Below are 16879 nucleotides of genomic sequence, written 5' to 3' on the forward strand. Positions count from 1 at the left end.
GGGTCAGTGAGCGGTGGTCGTGCGCTCGCCGGAGCGGACGGCGGTTCTGCGGCGTACGGCCGAGACGGTGCCGATGAGGATCAGTGCCAGCAGCGAGGCGCCGCCGACGGCGGTGCCCAGACGCAGACCGGGCGGGTGGAAGGTGCAGGTGAGGCTGGTCGCGGAGGCGCCCAGCGGGACGGCGATCAGGCCGTGGAACTCGCTCGCCGCGACCTCGTCGCCGCCGTCGGCCGAGCAGCGCCAGCCGGCGATCCGGGGTGCCGCCACCACGGCGGTTCCCGTGCTCCCGGCGGGCAGTCGGGCGTGCAGGGTGCCGTCGGAGACGGTCACCTCGGTCGCGCCGGTGGCCTTCAGGTGCTGTACGGCGGTGCGCAGCCGCGCGGTGTCGAGGCAGCCGACCGCGCCCTGCGCCGGGACGCGGCCGAGCCGGTTGGGCTTCAGGTCGATCCGGACCTGTCCCGCGGCGCGCACCGTGCCGAGCGGCTGCATCGCGGCGATCTTCGTGTTCTCGGCGTCGGACCGGTACAGCTTCTGCTCGCCGCCACTGGCGAGTTGGGCGGTACCCGAGTAGTGCGGTGCCCAGAGGAAGACCGAACTCCCGGGCCGGCACCGGGCGGTGATCGTCTGCGCCCCGTCGACCAGCAGGCCGCGTGCCGCGTCGCCCTTGTTCGCACCGCTGAGGGTGGTGCGGGGCAGGGTGTACACGCGGGCGCCGAGCAGGAGTTCCTGGTTGCGGTACGGGGAGGGGCCGAACGCGGCCGGGGTGGAGTGCGCGGCGGTGGGCCGTACCGTCACCAGCGGCGGGACGTCCTCGCGGGTGACGGTGGAGGGGCCGCCGCCCTGGGGCAGCCACTGCTGGTGCGGGTCCGGCGGGTTGTGCACCCGGGCGCCGACCGCGAAGACGGCGTCGGTGACCGGGTTGTCGAGGCTCTGCAGGCTGCGGCCGCGGGAGGTCCAGCCGTCGCCGAGCGCGGTGAGGGTGCGGCTGAGGACGTCGGCGGTGAGGCTGCTGTAGTACTGGGAGCCCTGGCCGCCGACCATCATGGGGTCGTTGGCGACGGTCTGGTCGCGGCCGGGTTCGGTGCGGTACGCGGGCCAGTCTTCGGCGCTCGCGACCGCGTCCGCCTCCTGCTGCTGGCGGTCGCCCCAGGGCGCGTAGTCGTCCATCTGGCCGAGCCGCGTCCGGGTGGCCACCGCAGAGGTGGCGGCGGCCTCGCCGAACTGTGCGCCGATCAGCAGCGCCACGGCCAGCCCGGCCAGCAGCGGCCTGCCGCTGCGCACGCTGAGCAGCGCGAGCCCGCCGAGTGCGCCCGCGACCGCGAGCAGTACCACCGGCCAGGTGTGGTGGCTGTGCTGCTGGGTGAGGGTGCTGCGGCTCGCGGCGGCGGCGATCAGGACCAGCAGCACGGCGGCCGCGCCGAGTGCCCGCAGGTCCGGCAGCCCGTCGGCGACCGCGTGCCAGGCGGCGACGACCAGCAGGGCGCAGAGCACGAAGGCCTGCCGGTAGGAGCTGCCGTTCGGGGCGGCGAAGGCGTGCCAGGCCAGGCTGGTCGGCGCCCACTGCAGCGACAGGGCCACCGCGAGCACCAGCACCGTCCAGCCGGCCCGGACCCGGACCGGGACCTTCCGGTGGAAGGGCAGGGCGAGGGCGAGCACCAGCGCGGTGATGCCGACGTAGAGGGCCGGTGAGCTGTAGCTGTACGTGGTCGGCAGCAGCCGGGCCAGCAGGTCCTCGGTCCCGACCGGGGCGAAGTGGCCCTCGCGGCCCGGGTAGGCGTGCTTGGTGCCGGAGTACACGACGATCACCAGCGGCGCGGCCAGGCCGACGCCCAGGGCGACGGTCAGCGCGGCCCGGCCGACCACCGCCAGGGCGCGCCGCCACGGCAGTTCGGCGAGCACCAGCCGGAGCAGCAGCACCAGGGCGGCGCCGAGGGTGGCCATGTAGGCGGTGTAGAAGTTGGCGGTCCAGGCGAGCGCCACGATCAGCACACCGGCCAGTGGGCGCCGGCCGGCCATGGCCCACTCGCCGACCAGGCACAGCAGTGGCAGTGCGATCAGGCCGTCGAGCCACATCGGGTTGTAGGAGGCGAGGGCGATGCTCCAGCCGCACAGGGCGTAGGAGGCACCGAGGATGCCGGCCGCCCACCAGCGGCCGCGGCGCAGGCTGAGCAGCAGCCAGGCCATCGCGGCGCCGGCGGTGGCCGTCTTGAGCACGGTGATCGCGTACACCGCGAGGTCGATCTCGTCGCGCGGGAAGAGGGCGACGAGGAGTGCGAACGGACTGCTCACATAGGTGCCGAGGTCCGGCAGGAAGCTGGAGCCGTAGCCGGACTGCCAGTTGACGAGGAGGCCGCCGTCGGCCCTGCCGTGCAGCAGGTCCCAGAGGTGGGCGTGGAAGGGCACGTACTGGTTGCCGAGGTCGTTGACGCTGCGGGTGCGGGGCCCGAACGGGTAGCTGCGGGCGATCACGTCGGCGGCACAGAACGCCATGGTGGTGAGAAGTGCCGCGAGCAGCGCGGCGGTTGCTCTCGGATCGACGCGCCGCCATTTCACGGGGCCGGTTTCCCGTTCCTCTTCGCGCCCTGCCGGTTTCGCCCCCTGTTCGCGCCCGGTCAGGGTGGTGCGATTCATTGTGTGCGGCCCCCAGATAAAAAACGGGGTCGTCACTCCCCGCAGGTCGGTGTTTCGCCGACTTAGACGGGGTGAGGTTCCTGATGGTTGTGCCACGCCTGTGAAGTAATAAGTCGAATTCCGAATCCATGTGCGCTACCGGAAAGAATCCGCGACTTCAGAGGAAACGAAAGACAACCAGTAAATGATGCACAGGTTAACGAGCCTGTGGGGCCCCTGTACCGGCACGGTGTCGGACCGCGTCGCGTACCGTCGCCGGGGCGGGTCGGCGATGGGCGCGTTCGACGGCCTGGCCCCAGTACGTTCCGGCGACGATCAGCGCGGCCCCCAGGACGGAGAGCCCGGTGAACCGCTCGCCGCCGAGGACGGCGCCGACCAGCAGGGCCCACACCGGTTCGGTGCCCAGCAGGAGCCCGGCCCGGGTCGCCGAGGTGCGCTGGACCGCCCAGGTCTGGGCGAGGAAGGCGAACAGGCCGCAGAAGAGGGCCAGGTAGAGGAGCTGGACCCAGGTGACGGCACCGGTCCGGGCGAGCGCGGGCAGCCCGGGGGCAGCAGGCAGCAGGAACAGGACACTGCCGACGGCACACTGCACGGCGGTCAGCTGCAGCGGGCGCAGGGCCCGGCCCGCGGTGACCCGGCCGACCAGCACCACATGACCCGCGCGGACCACGGCCGCCGCCAGGATCAGCAGGTCACCGGCTCCGGGGGCGCGGAGCCCGTTGCCGGAGACGAGCAGTCCGACACCGGCCATGCACACCCCGGCGGCGAGGAAGAACCTGCCCGGCAGACCGACCCGGTCCAGCACGGGGGTGAGGACGAGGGTCAGGCTGATGATCAGGCCCGCGTTCCCGGCGCTGGTGTGGGCGACGCCGTACGTCTCCAGGACGAGGACGGCGGCCTGGGTGAGGCCGAGCAGGCCGCCGTAGCGCCTCTCGTCCCGGGTGAGGCCGCCGAACCGGCGCAGCACGAGCGCGCAGGCGAGCGCGGCGACGGCGTAGCGCACGAAGAGGACGGTCGGGACGGGGAGGGCGTCCGTGGCGGTCTTCGCCGTCAGGTAGCTGGAGCCCCAGACGACGGCGACGGCCAGGAGCACCAGGTCGATGCGGCGGGTGGTCGGCATGCCGTTCACGATCCACGAGCCGCACGTTGAAGTAAACGACGTCTTTCTCAACCAATCCTTTAGCGAAGCTACACTCAGCTGGTGGACGAACGGCAGCTGCGGGTCCTGCGGGAGCTGGGCGAACTGGGCAGTGTCACGGCGGTCGCCGAGGCACTGCGGGTGACGCCCTCGGCGATCTCGCAGCAGCTGCGCCTGCTCCAGCGCTCGATCCCGGTCCCGCTCACCGAGCGGGCCGGCCGCCGGCTGGTCCTCACTCCGGCCGGGCAGGCCCTGGCGGACGCGGCGATCGGCGTGGAGACGGCGCTGGCCCGGGCCCGCCACACCATCGACGCGTACGTCGACGAACCCGACGGGACGGTGTCGCTGGCGGCCTTCCACAGCGGGGCCGCCGCGTTCTTCCCCCTGCTGCTACGACGGCTGGGCGGGCCGGGGTCCCCGAGGCTCGCCCTCCACGACGAGGACGTGGCCCAGGCCGACTTCCCGCCGCTGACCCGTACCTACGACCTGGTCCTGGCCCACCGTCTGGACCACGCCCCGCCCTGGCCCCGGACCGCCACGGCCACCCCGCTGCTGCGCGAACCGCTCGACATCGCCCTGCCGACCGACCACCCGCTGGCCGGGCGGCCCGCCCTGACCGCCCACGACGTCGCCGGGCAGCCCTGGATCACCGTGCACGACGGCTTCCCGCTGCTGGCCACGGTCGAGGCCATCGCGGCGGCGGCCGGGCGGGGAGTCGACATCGTCCACCGCGTCAACGAGATCGCCGTGGTCGCCGAGGTGGTGGCCGCGGGCGGCGGAGTCGCCCTGATGCCCCGCTGGACGTCCCGCCCGCATCCGGGAGTCACCCTCAGACCGCTCAGCGGCATCGAGGCCCACCGCCACATCGACGTACTGCACCGCCCCGAGCGGACGGCCCGCAGGGCGGTGCGCACCGTTCTCGGCGAACTCGTCGAGGCCGCGGAGGTCATCCGGGGCCGAGGGCACCGCTGACCGGGATCCCATCTCTTCGGGATCCCATCTCTGTGGGATCCCCCGTATCTTCGGGAGCGCTCCCACCTCATCGCACCGCACCGCCGGACGAGAGCGAGTCGCCGCATGCAGAGCCTGACCAAGCGCCGGCTGTCCGCCGCCGGACTCGACGCCCTCCTCCGCGAGGCGACGGGCGTCGGATGCCGGCTGGAGGAAGAGCTGACCGACGGCTGGTTCAACACGGCCTACCGCGTCCGCCTCGACGACGGACGCGCGGCCGTGGTGAAGCTCGCGCCGCCCGCCGAGGCCCCCGTGCTCCGCTACGAGCGCGGGATCATGTCGACCGAGGCCCTGGTCTACCGGCGCCTGGCCGGCCTGGCCGACGGCACGGTGCCGACGCCCGAACTGCTGTACCGGGGCGACGACTTCCTCGCCGTCTCCGTGCTGGCGGGCACCCCCTGGGACAGGGCCGCCGAGCACCTCGCACCCGCCACGGACGCGGCGCTGCGCCGCGAGCTGGGCGCGATCACCGCCCGGCTGCACACCCTGACCGCCGAGGACGGACGCTACGGCTATCCCGCACCCGAGGCCGAACTGTCCGCCGCCGACTGGCGCACCGCCTTCACGGCGATGGTGGACGCGCTGCTGGCGGACGCGGTCCGCTGGAACACCGATCTCGGAGTGCCCGCCGCCGGGATACGGACCCTGGTGGCCGCGGGCGGCCGGGCGCTCGACCAGGTCACCGAGCCCAAGCTCGTCCACTTCGACCTCTGGCCGGGCAACATCTTCGTCGACGACCGGGCGGACGCGCCCCGGATCACCGGCCTCATCGACCACGAGCGGGCCTTCTGGGGCGACCCGGCCGCCGAACTGGTCTCCCTCGGGTTCGGCGGGGAAATCGGTCCGGACAGTGACCTGGTGGCCGGGTACCGTGCGGCGGGCGGCCGTCTCGACTTCTCCCCCGGCCTGCGCCGTCGCCTCGCCCTGTACGGCCTCTACCTGGGGCTGATCCTCGTCGTGGAGTGCGGCCCCCGCGGCTACGACGGGGACCGCGCCGACTGGGCCCGGCGCTACCTGGGCGACCGTGTCGCCGAACTGCGCGCGCTGGGCTGACCCCGGCGCCCGCTTGACCTTGAGCGCGCTCCAGCTCCTAGCGTTCTCCCCGTGACCGGTTCCGAGGAGAACGGAAGAGCTGACATGAGCGAGAACAGCACCCGCGAAGAGCGTTTCGCCCACGGCCTGGAGATCCTGAGGACGGTCGACGGCGAGGCCGGGCAACGGGTCATAGACTCGCTCTCCGACATCAGCCCCGAGCTGGGCCACCAGATCGTCGCGTGGGGCTTCGGCGAGATCTACAGCCGCCCCCAGCTGGTGCCCCGGGACCGGCAGTTGGTGACCCTGGGCATGCTGACGGCGCTGGGCGGCTGCGAGCCCCAGCTGGAGGTGCACGTCAACGCCGCCCTCAACATGGGCCTCACTCCGGAGCAGATCGTCGAGGCCCTGCTGCACTCGGCCGGGTACTGCGGCTTCCCGAAGGCGCTCAACGCGACCTTCGTCGCGAAGAAGGTCTTCGCCGAGCGCGGGCTGCTGCCGGTCGGACAGCAGCCCGCGCCGGACGCTACCTCTGCCTGATCCGCAGGAAGGTGACCGAGTTCGCCGGGAAGGTGTACGTGAACCGGTCGGCGACCCCGCTGAAGGTGGACGTGACCGGGGCGACCGCGGTGGACGTCTCGGTGTTCACCGCGTCGGGCCCCGCCGCGAGCGTGGTCACCCTGGCCTTCCTCGCGACCTCGGCGCCGCCGAGGTCGATCGCCGTACGGGCCGCCGCGGACTGGGCGTTGACGACCTTGACGATCAGGTCGCCGGTCTTCTCGTCCGCGGTGACGACCTGCCGGAACGGCTCGGCCGGCTTGTCGTCGGTGAAGCTGCCCCACTCCTGCCCGTCGAGGTACAGGGTCACCTGCCGGCCCCGCACCTTGATGTCGACGTCGTAGGCGCGGCCGGTGTCGACCGACCCGGGCTTGGCGATCAGCGTCGACTTGCCGCCGTCGACGGCCTGTTCGACCGCGGTCTGGGTGTTGTTCCAGCCGCCGATGTTCCACCAGTAGTAGGTGCCGGTGTCCTTGACGCCGAAGGCGACGAGGAAGCCCTCCTTGCCCGACTTCTTGGTGGCCTTCACGTGCAGGTCGTAGTCGTGCCAGGACGGGTCCCCGGCCTGGACCATGGTGTTCTCGGCGGTGTCGGAGGTCTCGACGTACTGCCCGTCCTGGACCGCCCAGCTGCCGCCGCCGGTGTGCGTCCACTGCGACGCGTCACCGGAGAAGTCGTCGGTGAGCAGCGTCTTCCCGTCGGCGTCGGTCAGCTTGACGTCGTCGTACGCGGCGCTGGTGTTCCAGGTGGACAGGCCGACGGCGCCGGTGATCGGGGCGAGCAGGGAGGGGGTGCCGGTGGCCGTGGACGGCACGACCCGGTCGCCGACGTTGTTCATGAACAGCTTCTGGACCTCGTAGTTCGCCGAGCCCCAGGAGGCGTGGTTGTTGAACCACACCAGGTCCGGGCGCCACTGGACGTAGTCCTCGTTGGCGAACAGCGGCGCGTAGGAGGCCAGTTTCACGACGTCCGCGTTGCGTTCCAGGCCGGTCATGTAGGCGGCCTCGGCGAGTCCGTTCTTGAAGGTGTTGCCGCCGGAGGCGTACTCGCCGACGAAGACCTTCGGCCCGCTGCGGTCGTAGGAGTCGTAGCGGTCGTTGTTCTGCAGGAACCACTGCGGGCTGTTGTAGTAGTGCTCGTCGACCATGTCGACCTCGGCGTCCTTGTTGAGCTGCCAGGCCGTGTCGAAGGTCGTACCGGAGTCGTCCGGGCCGGAGTTGGAGATCACCTGCATGTACGGGTACTCCGCCTGTATGGCCGCCCGGAACTGCGTGAAGCGGGCGAAGAAGGCGGCGGGCAGGTTCTCCTCGTTGCCGACCTCGATGTGGGTGAGGTGGAAGGGCTTGGGGTGGCCCATCTGCGCGCGCAGCTTGCCCCACTTGGAGCTCACCGGCCCGTTGGCGAACTCGATGAGGTCGAGGGTGTCCTGGATGTGCCGCTTGAGCAGCGCGTCGTCGTCGACGGCCTGGTTCTGGCCGCAGCCGGTGACCAGGGCCGGGACCACGGGCAGCGGCATGGCTCCGACGTCCTCGGCGAAGCGGAAGTACTCGTAGTAGCCGAGGCCGTAACTCTGGTTGTAGCCCCAGAAGTTGGCGTTGGTGGCGCGGGTCTGGACCGGGCCGACGGTGTCCTTCCACTGGTAGGACCGCTTGCGCTGGTAGCCGGAGGCCTCGCTGTAGTCCTGCATCGAGCCGGTGTTGACCAGGCAGCCGCCGGGGAAGCGGACGAAGCCCGGGTGCAGGGCGGCGATCTTCTCGGCGAGGTCCTTGCGCAGGCCGTTGGGCTCGTGCTTGTAGGTGTCTCGCGGGAAGAGGGAGACCATGTCGAGCGCGGCGGCGTCGGCCGTGGCCACGGTGAGGCGGCCGGCGGAGCTGGTCCGGGTGGCGGTGAAGGTCGCCTTGTACCGGGCCCAGCCGTTCTTCCTCACGGTCACCTGGCGGGCGGTGGCGAGGGCGCCGCCGGAGTCCTGCAACGACACGGTCAGTGCCGTACGGCCCGCGGCGCGGGCCCAGACCGAGAAGTCGTACTTCTTGCCGTCCTCGACGCGGATGCCGGTGTTGTAACCGGAGTTGGTGACGGCCGAACCGGCGGACAGGGACAGGTAGTCGCGGTTGCGGGCGTTCAGGCGACCGTCGTCGTTCACGACCTGGGCGCCGCCGGTGACCGTCCAGGCGGTGAGCGGGGTGTACGACTTGTTGTCGTCGGTCGTGTACTCGAAGGACCGGTTCTGGACCAGCTCCGCGTACAGACCGCCGTCGGCGGCGCGGTTGATGTCCTCGAAGAAGACGCCGTACATCGTCTTGTCGATCGCGGCGCCCTGGGCGGCCGGGTCGACGGTGATCGCGTAGTCGGTGACGTCCTCGGCGTGGGCGGGGGCCGGGAGGAGTCCGGCGGCGAGAAGGAAAGCGCTTGCCCCAAGGCCGAGTCTCAGCCGGGTGCGCGTGGTGCGTGACATGGATTCTCCGCGGCTCGTGAGGAGGATTACGTCATTCACGTCATTCAGGTCGTTCGCTATACCGAACGACGGTCAGCACTTCGAACGGCAAGATAGGGAGAGGGTCATGAGCGCGTCAATGGGGCGGGGTGGGCGGGCGCCTCGGCCGTGGGTCGGGGCGGCGTAGGGTTGTGGGCCGACGAAGGGACGACCGTGAGCGAGTTCTGGCCGGTGGCGGACGTGCTGGCCCATCTGGCCGGGCGCTGGCGGGTGGACCGGACCGTGCGGGACCTGGCGAGCGGGGACGAGGGCCGCTTCGAGGGGGCCACGGTGTTCCGTCCACTGGACGGCGGCGGCCTCCTGCACGAGGAGTCGGGGACGTTCACCTGGCAGGGCGTGGCCCGGCCCGCCGAACGCACCCTGCGCTTCCTGCCCGGCCCGCGCCCCGGCACGGCGGACGTGCGCTTCGCCGACGACCGCCCCTTCCACGACCTGGACCTGACATCGGGCCGGCACATCACCGACCACCCCTGCTCGGCCGACCTCTACCGGGGCGAGTTCACCGTCCAGGACGCCGACCACTGGCACACGGTGTGGCGGGTGGCGGGCCCGGCGAAGGACCTGGTGCTGACGACCGACTACGAGCGCGAGGAGCGCCCCAAAGGGGCGCGGGGCTGTATCTGATGTGCGGCTACCGCCGCATGGGCGCGACCAGCCACGACGGCGCCGCGGACGACCGACGACGCAACCCGGCCCGCCCAGCGCGGCGCCTACCTCCGCGAAGTCTGAGCCGCCGCCGTGTCGAAGCGCAGGTTCCAGCGGCCGCCGCGGCCCGTCACCGTGGTGGTCGAGAGCGGGCGGACATCGATGTTCCAGTAGGTCGAGGGCGGTGCCTTGAGCGCGTAGACCAGGGCGGCCCGGATCACCGAGGGCTCGGCGACGGCCACGATGCGGCCGCCGTCGTCCACGGGACGGGTGTCGAGCCAGTTGCCGACCCGGGAGATGAACGCCAGCAGTGACTCGCCGCCGTGCGGGGTGGCGCGCGGGTCGGTGAGCCAGGCGTCCACCTGGTCCGGTTCCCTGGCCATCGCCTCGCCCAGCGTCAGCCCGCGCCAGCGGCCCATGTCGCAGTCGCGCAGGGCGAGCTGGACCAGCGGGGCATAGCCCAGGGCGTCACCGGTCGCGCGGCTGCGCGGGGTGGGCGAGCAGTAGCGCAGCTCGGCCGCGGCCAGGGGCACCAGCTCGGCGGCAGCGTGCTGCACCTCGTCCCAGCCCGCCGTGTCCAGCGGGCGATCGTCCTCGAAGCGCTCCGCGAGCAGCGGTGAGCTGCGCGCGGCCGCGACGAACGTGACCCGAAGTGGCATGCGGCGATGGTGTGACGCGCATGTGCGCAGGTCAAGGGCGATCGGGCTGCGAGTTGTCGGACGTGGAGGAAATGTTACTCAAAGGTCAGGAGGTGTCCGACAAGTCGGCCGGAATGTCACTCGGGCGACGGGTAGTAGAGCGCCATCCACTGGTCCGGGCGTTCGAGCGGCGCAAATCCGAGCTTCGCGTAGACCCCGTGGGCGTCGTGGGTGGCGAGCAGCACGCGCCGCACGCCGGACGGCCGCAGGTGCTCGCGGACCGCGCCGACCATCGCCGTGCCCACGCCCTTGCCGCGCACCGACGGGTCGACGTACACGTCGCAGAGCCAGGCGAACAGCGCCTCGTCGGTCACCACGCGCGCGTACGCCACCTGCTCACCGGTGACGCCGTCGTAGACCCCGAAGTTGAGCGAGCCCGCCATCGCGCGCTCCTGCTGCTCCCGCGGGCGGCCGGTGGCCCAGTAGGCGTCGGTCGACAGCCAGCGGTGGACGCGCGGGACGTCCACGCGGTCGGCGTCGGCGGAGAACTCGTAGCCCTCGGGGAGGCCTGGTGCGTCGGTCATGCGGGGATCCTCGCCGGTCGGGGCCCCGGCGTCGATCGGATTTCAGGGTCTGGGACGCAGCACCTCGTCGCAGGCGGCCCGCAGCCGTCGTACCCCCTCCAGGATCTCCCCCGTCCCGGCGACCGCGGCGAAGCTCAGGCGGATGTGGGCGGCCGGGGGCTCGGCGCTGAAGTACGGGCGGCCGGGGGTGATGGCGACGCCCGCGCGGAGGGCGGCGGCGGTCAGGGTCGCGTCTCCCCCGGAGCCGAAGGCCTGGGAGGTGGCCCCGAAGCCCTCGGGGAGGCGCAGCCAGAGGTGATAGCCGCCGGAGGGGATGTGCGGCAGGGCGAGTTCGGGGACGTGGTGGGCGAGGGCGCCGGTGAGGGCGTCCCGGCGGGTCTTCAGCTCGGCCGCGAGGTTGCGCAGGTGACGGGGCCAGGCCGGGGAGCCGACGAGTTCCAGGGCGGCCTCCTGGAGCGGGCGGGGGACGAAGAAGGTGTCGACGATCTGGATGGCGCGCAGGCGTTCCAGGACGGGACCGCGGGCGGCCAGGGCGGCCACCCGGAAGCTCGGCGAGGTGGCCTTGGTGAGCGAGCCGACGTGGACGACGACTCCGTCGGGGTCGTCGGCGGCGAGGGGGCGGGGCAGCGGGCCCGCGTCCGCGTGCACGAGCCGTCGTACGAAGTCGTCCTCGATCACGAACGCGCCGGCCTCGCGGGCGATGCGCAGCACCTCGGCGCGGCGGTCGGCGGCGAGGACGGCGCCGGTCGGGTTCTGGAAGAGGGGCTGGCAGACGAAGACCCGGGCGCCGGTGGCCTTGAAGGCGTCGGCGAGGAGGGCGGGCTTCACGCCGTCGGGGTCGACCGGGACCGGGACCGGACGCAGGCCCGCGGCGCGGGCGATGGCGAGCATGCCGGGGTAGGTGGGCGACTCGACCAGGACCGGGGCGCCGGGCGGGGCGAGTGCGCGCAGGGCGGTGGCCAGGGCGGACTGGCCGCCGGACGCGATCAGCACCTCGGCGGCGGTGACGGCGCCGCCGATGTCCCGGGCGAACCACTCGCGCAGTTCGGGGAGCCCGTCGAGCGGCGGGCGGCCCCAGGCTCCGGGGCGGCGACCGGCCCGTGCCAGTGCCGCCGCCATGGCGCGCTCGGGTTCCAGGGAGGCGTGCAGGTAGCCGCCGCTGAGTTCCAGCACGCCGGGCGGCGGGGCGGCCAGGCACACCGTGACCCCGGAGGCGTCGACGGTGCGCGGGACCACGTCGAGGGCGCCGTCGGCGCTGAGCGCCACCTCCTGCCAGGAGGTGTCCCCGGTGGGCTCGGCCGCGGTGCGGGGCGGGGCCTTGAAGGCGCCGGCACCGGGCCGGGTGACGACCAGGCCCTCCGCGACCAGCTGGGCCAGTGCCCGGGAGACGGTCACCGGGCTCACCCGGAACCGCTCGACCAGTGCCCGGCTCGACGGGAGCTTTCCACCTGGCGAGTAGCGGTCGAGGTCCTGCCGCAGCCGTTCCGCCAGTTCCAGCACGCTGCTACGCTCTTGCATGAGAGCACAGAGTAGCGCTACCGGCCCAACTTCGATAGCGGTCAGCACACCCCCGGCGGACACCCCGGCCCCACCCGCGGCCGCTCCAGCGGCCGCCCCCGCAGTCGTCCGCTCCTCCCACCGGCGCGGCACCCTGCAGGCCGCGCTCGGTGTCGTCGCCTTCTCCCTCACCTTCCCGGCCACGGCCTGGGGCCTGGAGGGCTTCGGGCCGTGGGCGCTGGTGGCGGTGCGCAGCGTGCTCGCGGCGGCCATGGCGGGCAGTTGCCTGCTGTTCCTGCGGGTACGACTGCCCGAGCGCCGGCACTGGGCGGGGCTGGCGGTCGTCGCGGCCGGGGTCGTCCTCGGCTTCCCGATGCTCACGACGCTCGCCCTGGAGACCTCCACCACCTCGCACGCGGCCGTGGTGGTGGGCCTGCTCCCGCTGACCACCGCCCTCTTCTCGGCCCTGCGCATGGGGATCCGCCCCTCCCGCACCTTCTGGGCGGCGGCCCTCGCGGGCGCCGTGGCCGTGCTGACGTTCACGGTCGCCCAGAGCGGCGGGGCGTTCACGGCCGCCGACGGGTATCTCTTCGCGGCGCTGTTGGTGTGCGCGGCCGGTTACACCGAGGGCGGCCGGCTGGCCCGGATCATGCCGGGCTGGCAGGTCATCGGCTGGGCGCTGGTGCTCTGTCTGCCGCTGACCGTGCCGGCCGCGGTGGTCGCACTGTCGTACGAGCCGGTGGTCTGGAACGCGCACGGGGTGGCCGGGGTGCTGTGGGTGGCGGCGGGCTCGCAGTTCCTCGGCCTGGTGGTCTGGTACCGGGGCATGGCGGCCGTCGGCATTCCGAAGGCCAGCCAGTTGCAGTTGGCCCAGCCGCTGCTCACACTGGTGTGGTCGGTGCTGCTGCTGGGCGAGCACCTCACCGCGGCCGCTCCACTCACGGCCGCCGCCGTGCTCGTGTGCATCGCCGTCACCCAACGATCGCGATCGTGAGGAGGCCCTGGAGATGCGTGCATCCGAGGGCGACCAGCTTGTCCAGCACGGCAGGGTGGTCGGACAGCACGACCAGGTCTCGGAGATCGTCCAGGTACTCGGCCCCGAGGGCACCCCGCCCTACCGGGTCCGTTTCGAGGACGGCCACGAGGCCATCATGTCCCCCGGTCCGGACTGTCAGGTCAGGCATCGGGAGATCCACGAACAGCACTGAGCGCTCCGCTGGAGGGGCCGCGATGTGTCGTCGGTCGACTGCGGCGCCGTTGTGGCTGGTCGCGCAGTTCCCCGCGCCCCTTACGGGGCACAGTGGCGAACGCTCGCCGGTCAGCCAGGCGGCGTCGCCGGCTGCTGGTAGTGGTCGGCGACCACCCGGGACAGCGCCCCGATCGGATCGGTGGCCACCTCCTTCGCCGCGAAGTAGACATGCCCGCCGACCTGCGGGTACTGGTCGGCCAGCGTGAGGTGCCGGGACAGTTCGGCCGGGTCCTGCCAGGCCGAGGGGGCGTCCGCGGCCCCCGCCTGGTAGAGCGCCTCCCCGATGTACAGCGCGGTGCCCGACCCCTTGGCCACCGCCGCCCACCAGTCGACCACCTTGGCGTAGTCCGCGGCGGAGTTGCCGATCTGCCAGTACACCTGCGGGACGATGTAGTCGATCCAGTTCTTCTGCACCCACGTGCGGGTGTCCGCGTACAGGTCGTCGTACGTCTCCACGCCCGCCTTGGTGTCCGAACCCCGGGAGTCGGTGCTGGCGTTGCGCCACACCGCGAACGGGCTGATCCCGAAGCGGGTGCCGGGCCGCAGCTTCTTCACCCCGTCGGCGACCTCGGTCACCAGCTTGTCGATGTTGTCCCGCCGCCAGGCCGCCCGGGACGAGAAGTCGCCGCCGTGGGCGTCGTACGCGGCGTCGTCGTCGAAGGTCTGGCCGGCCACCGGGTACGGGTAGAAGTAGTCGTCGAAGTGGACCGCGTCCACCGGGTACTTGGCGACCGCGTCGAGGATCGCCTGCTCCACGAAGGTGCGGACGGCCGGGATGCCCGGGTTGTAGTAGAGCTTGCCGCCGTACGGCACCGCCCAGTCCGGGTTCTTGCGGGCCGGGTGCGAGGCGACCAGCTTGCCCGGGTCGGTGTGGTTGGCGATCCGGTAGGGGTTGAACCACGCGTGCAGTTTCAGGCCCCGGGCGTGCGCCTCCTCGACGGCGGTGCCCAGCGGGTCCCAGCCGGGGTCCTTGCCCTGGGTGCCGGTGAGGTACTCCGACCAGGGCTCGTGCGGCGAGGGCCAGAAGGCGTCGGCGGTGGGCCGCACCTGGAGCATCACGGTGTTGAGCCGGTGGTGGACCGCCTTGTCGAGGAAGGCGGTCAGCTCCTTGTGCTGGTCCGCGGCGGACAGCCCGGTACGGGAGGGCCAGTCCCGGTTGGAGACGGTCGCCAGCCACATGCCGCGCATCTCGGTGGCCGCCCGGCGGGGCCGTCCCGGCGGCCCTGCCCGGCCCGGGCTCGCCGACGCAGCCGGTGCCGCAGAGCCGCCCGGTGCCGCCGACACGCCCGGTGTAACCGAAGCCGCCAGGGACAGGGCCGCCAGCGCGAACGCCCTGCGAGACACTGGTGCCATCGTAAGACCCTCTCACTCTCCGGATCCGCCCGGTCACGGATCGCCTCCGCGGCCATGGATGCCCCCACCCGGACGATCGATCATCGATACTTACGGGTAACGTGCACGAACGGAGCAGGCACCGGATCCGGAGGTCCTGCCGGCCGCCCGTAGATCAGCGAAGGGGACGATGTGACCGACATCGAGAAGGTCGGAGTCGTGGGCTGCGGCCAGATGGGAGCGGGCATCGCCGAGGTCGTCGCCCGCGCCGGCCTGGACGTGCGGGTCGCCGAGACCACCGGCGAGGCCCTGGAGATCGGCCGCACCCGGCTGATCAACTCCCTGGCGAAGGCCGCCGAGCGCGGCAAGATCTCCGAGGAGGAGCGGGACGCCACGCTGGCGCGGCTGAGTTTCACCACGGACCTCGGCGAGTTCGCCGACCGCGACCTGGTGATCGAGGCGGTCGTCGAGAACGAGCAGGTGAAGACGGAGATCTTCCAGGTGCTCGACCAGGTGGTGACCCGCCCGGACGCGATCCTGGCCTCCAACACCTCGTCGATCCCGCTGGTGAAGCTGGCCGTGGCCACCTCCCGCCCCGACCACGTCGTCGGCATCCACTTCTTCAACCCGGCCCCGGTGCAGAAGCTGGTCGAGCTGATCCCCGCGCTCACCACCTCCGAGGGCACCCTCGGCCGCGCCCAGGTCTTCGCCGAGAAGCTGCTCGGCAAGCACGCGATCCGCGCCCAGGACCGCTCCGGCTTCGTGGTCAACGCGCTGCTGGTGCCGTACCTGCTCTCCGCCATCCGGATGTTCGAGTCCGGCATCGCCGGCCGCGAGGACATCGACAACGGCATGGAGCTGGGCTGCGCCCACCCGATGGGCCCGCTGAAGCTGTCCGACCTGATCGGCCTGGACACCATCGTCTCCATCGCGAACAGCATGTACGCCGAGTACAAGGAGCCGCTGTACGCCGCTCCCCCGCTGCTCCAGCGCATGGTCGAGGCGGGCCGGCTGGGCCGGAAGACCGGCTCGGGCTTCTACACGTACGACTGACCACGCCCCGCTGACTACAGGGAGCGATGCTCGACGGGCCCGGCACCTGCTTCGGTGCCGGGCCCGTGTGTTTCACACACCGTGTGCACTCCGGGCACGCATATGCCCTTCGCACACTCTCCCCACGCGCTCACCAGGCGAGTTCACTCTTCATGCGCATGTAAAGGGATGCGGAACAACACCCTCGATCACGCAAAGGAGTGGACCGTGACCGCCGAACCGGAGCATCCCGTGGTCCAAGGAGAACTCGCAGAGTTACGCCGTCGCCTCGATGTGGCCTACGCCCAGGTCGAGGGAGGGCTGAACCTGCTCAGCCACCGGACCAAGGAGACCGCCAAGGAACTGGACGAGCTCAACACCCGCCTGGCCTCGCTGGAACACGCCCGCTGGCCCCTGCCCTCCATCGCCGCGCTCACCGCACTGGGCGCCCTCGTCGTCACGGTCTGGCAGGCGCTGGCCCACTAGTCCTCAGTGAGCCTCATGTGATGCAACAGGAGTAGTGCGGCCGCCATGTTGGCGGCCGGGACCTCCCCGCGGGCGATCATGTCCGGGACGAGCTTGAGGGGGACCCACTCCCGGCGGTCCGATTCGAAGTCGTCCACGGGGTGCCCGACGTACTCGCCCTCGTCGGACCAGTAGATGTGGTGCCGGGCGTCGGTGAGGCCGTTGGACGGCTCCACCGTCATGAGATGGTGCAGGGTCCCCGGCCGCCAGCCGGTCTCCTCCTCCAGTTCCCTGGCGGCCGCGACGGCGATGTCCTCGCCGTCCTCGACGACTCCCGCCGCGAGTTCCCAGCCCCAGCTGTCGGTGATGAAACGGTGGCGCCACAGGAGGAGGACCTCGCCCGCGTCGTTGACCACCGTCGCCACGGCCACGGGCCGCAGCCGTATCAGGAAGTGGTCGAGGTGCCGGCCGTCCGGCAGCTCGACATCTGCGAGATTGACGCTGAACCAGCGGTTTTCATACACAGTTTGTTCGTTCTGTTTCGTCCACTGCACGGTTCTGCCACCTTCCGCC

16 protein-coding genes are annotated in these 16879 nt (G+C 72.0%); 8 read left to right on the plus strand and 8 right to left on the minus strand.

What is annotated here, in order from left to right; all coding sequences use genetic code 11:
* Nucleotides 1–3: 3 nt before the first annotated feature.
* A complete protein-coding gene (locus tag ABZ887_RS20575; RefSeq protein ID WP_361291573.1) occupies nucleotides 4–2490 on the minus strand; it encodes a YfhO family protein in 2487 nt (828 codons plus the stop codon).
* Nucleotides 2491–2827: 337 nt separating this feature from the next.
* A complete protein-coding gene (locus ABZ887_RS20580; RefSeq protein WP_361291343.1) occupies nucleotides 2828–3751 on the minus strand; it encodes a DMT family transporter in 924 nt (307 codons plus the stop codon).
* A gap of 81 nt (nucleotides 3752–3832) precedes the next feature.
* Here ABZ887_RS20580 and ABZ887_RS20585 point away from each other — a divergent pair, with 81 nt between their 5' ends.
* The 3 genes from ABZ887_RS20585 to ABZ887_RS20595 all read left to right on the plus strand — a co-directional run bounded on the left by ABZ887_RS20585 (nucleotide 3833) and on the right by ABZ887_RS20595 (nucleotide 6352).
* A complete protein-coding gene (locus ABZ887_RS20585; RefSeq protein WP_361291346.1) occupies nucleotides 3833–4741 on the plus strand; it encodes a LysR family transcriptional regulator in 909 nt (302 codons plus the stop codon).
* Between the two features lie 105 nt (nucleotides 4742–4846).
* Nucleotides 4847–5833: an aminoglycoside phosphotransferase family protein gene (locus ABZ887_RS20590; RefSeq protein ID WP_361291349.1), complete on the plus strand. Its 987-nt coding sequence runs from the start codon at nucleotides 4847–4849 to the stop codon at nucleotides 5831–5833.
* Nucleotides 5834–5917: 84 nt separating this feature from the next.
* Nucleotides 5918–6352: a carboxymuconolactone decarboxylase family protein gene (locus ABZ887_RS20595; protein ID WP_361291352.1), complete on the plus strand. Its 435-nt coding sequence runs from the start codon at nucleotides 5918–5920 to the stop codon at nucleotides 6350–6352.
* Here ABZ887_RS20595 and ABZ887_RS20600 read toward each other — a convergent pair.
* A complete protein-coding gene (locus ABZ887_RS20600) occupies nucleotides 6339–8825 on the minus strand; it encodes an alpha-L-arabinofuranosidase C-terminal domain-containing protein (RefSeq protein ID WP_361291355.1) in 2487 nt (828 codons plus the stop codon). The two genes, ABZ887_RS20595 and ABZ887_RS20600, sit on opposite strands and share 14 nt — an antisense overlap.
* 192 nt (nucleotides 8826–9017) lie before the next feature.
* Here ABZ887_RS20600 and ABZ887_RS20605 point away from each other — a divergent pair, with 192 nt between their 5' ends.
* Complete coding sequence (locus ABZ887_RS20605) at nucleotides 9018–9488, plus strand: DUF6314 family protein (RefSeq protein WP_361291358.1); 471 nt, start codon at nucleotides 9018–9020, stop codon at nucleotides 9486–9488.
* An 86-nt stretch (nucleotides 9489–9574) separates the two neighbouring features.
* Here the strand turns inward: ABZ887_RS20605 and ABZ887_RS20610 are convergent, their stop codons facing one another.
* The 3 genes from ABZ887_RS20610 to ABZ887_RS20620 all read right to left on the minus strand — a co-directional run bounded on the left by ABZ887_RS20610 (nucleotide 9575) and on the right by ABZ887_RS20620 (nucleotide 12249).
* Nucleotides 9575–10168, minus strand: a complete 594-nt coding sequence (locus ABZ887_RS20610) for a histidine phosphatase family protein (protein WP_361291361.1) — start codon at nucleotides 10166–10168, stop codon at nucleotides 9575–9577.
* 116 nt (nucleotides 10169–10284) lie between these two features.
* On the minus strand, nucleotides 10285–10731 hold the full coding sequence (locus ABZ887_RS20615; protein ID WP_361291364.1) for a GNAT family N-acetyltransferase: 447 nt from the start codon (nucleotides 10729–10731) through the stop codon (nucleotides 10285–10287).
* Between the two features lie 42 nt (nucleotides 10732–10773).
* Entirely contained in the window at nucleotides 10774–12249 is a 1476-nt protein-coding gene (locus ABZ887_RS20620) for a PLP-dependent aminotransferase family protein (protein WP_361291367.1), read from the minus strand.
* Between ABZ887_RS20620 and ABZ887_RS20625 the strand changes: the two genes are divergently transcribed.
* On the plus strand, nucleotides 12248–13222 hold the full coding sequence (locus tag ABZ887_RS20625) for a DMT family transporter (protein ID WP_361291369.1): 975 nt from the start codon (nucleotides 12248–12250) through the stop codon (nucleotides 13220–13222). The genes ABZ887_RS20620 and ABZ887_RS20625 overlap by 2 nt on opposite strands.
* A gap of 13 nt (nucleotides 13223–13235) precedes the next feature.
* Entirely contained in the window at nucleotides 13236–13436 is a 201-nt protein-coding gene (locus tag ABZ887_RS20630; protein WP_361291372.1) for a DUF1918 domain-containing protein, read from the plus strand.
* A 110-nt stretch (nucleotides 13437–13546) separates the two neighbouring features.
* Here the strand turns inward: ABZ887_RS20630 and ABZ887_RS20635 are convergent, their stop codons facing one another.
* The gene (locus tag ABZ887_RS20635) at nucleotides 13547–14830 is read right to left on the minus strand and encodes a family 10 glycosylhydrolase (protein WP_361291375.1); all 1284 of its coding nucleotides are present in this window, start codon (nucleotides 14828–14830) and stop codon (nucleotides 13547–13549) included.
* Nucleotides 14831–15001: 171 nt separating this feature from the next.
* On the opposite strand from ABZ887_RS20635, the gene ABZ887_RS20640 reads away from it, so the two are divergent.
* Together ABZ887_RS20640 and ABZ887_RS20645 are read left to right on the plus strand one after the other, a co-directional pair.
* Nucleotides 15002–15862, plus strand: coding sequence for a 3-hydroxybutyryl-CoA dehydrogenase (locus tag ABZ887_RS20640; RefSeq protein WP_361291378.1), 861 nt, complete (start codon nucleotides 15002–15004; stop codon nucleotides 15860–15862).
* A gap of 207 nt (nucleotides 15863–16069) precedes the next feature.
* Nucleotides 16070–16327: a hypothetical protein gene (locus ABZ887_RS20645; RefSeq protein ID WP_189264734.1), complete on the plus strand. Its 258-nt coding sequence runs from the start codon at nucleotides 16070–16072 to the stop codon at nucleotides 16325–16327.
* Here the strand turns inward: ABZ887_RS20645 and ABZ887_RS20650 are convergent.
* A complete protein-coding gene (locus ABZ887_RS20650; protein ID WP_361291381.1) occupies nucleotides 16324–16860 on the minus strand; it encodes an NUDIX hydrolase in 537 nt (178 codons plus the stop codon). The two genes, ABZ887_RS20645 and ABZ887_RS20650, sit on opposite strands and share 4 nt — an antisense overlap.
* Nucleotides 16861–16879: the final 19 nt, after the last annotated feature.

It is taken from the genome of Streptomyces sp. NPDC047061 (genome assembly GCF_040643955.1).
Lineage (GTDB): Bacteria > Actinomycetota > Actinomycetes > Streptomycetales > Streptomycetaceae > Streptomyces.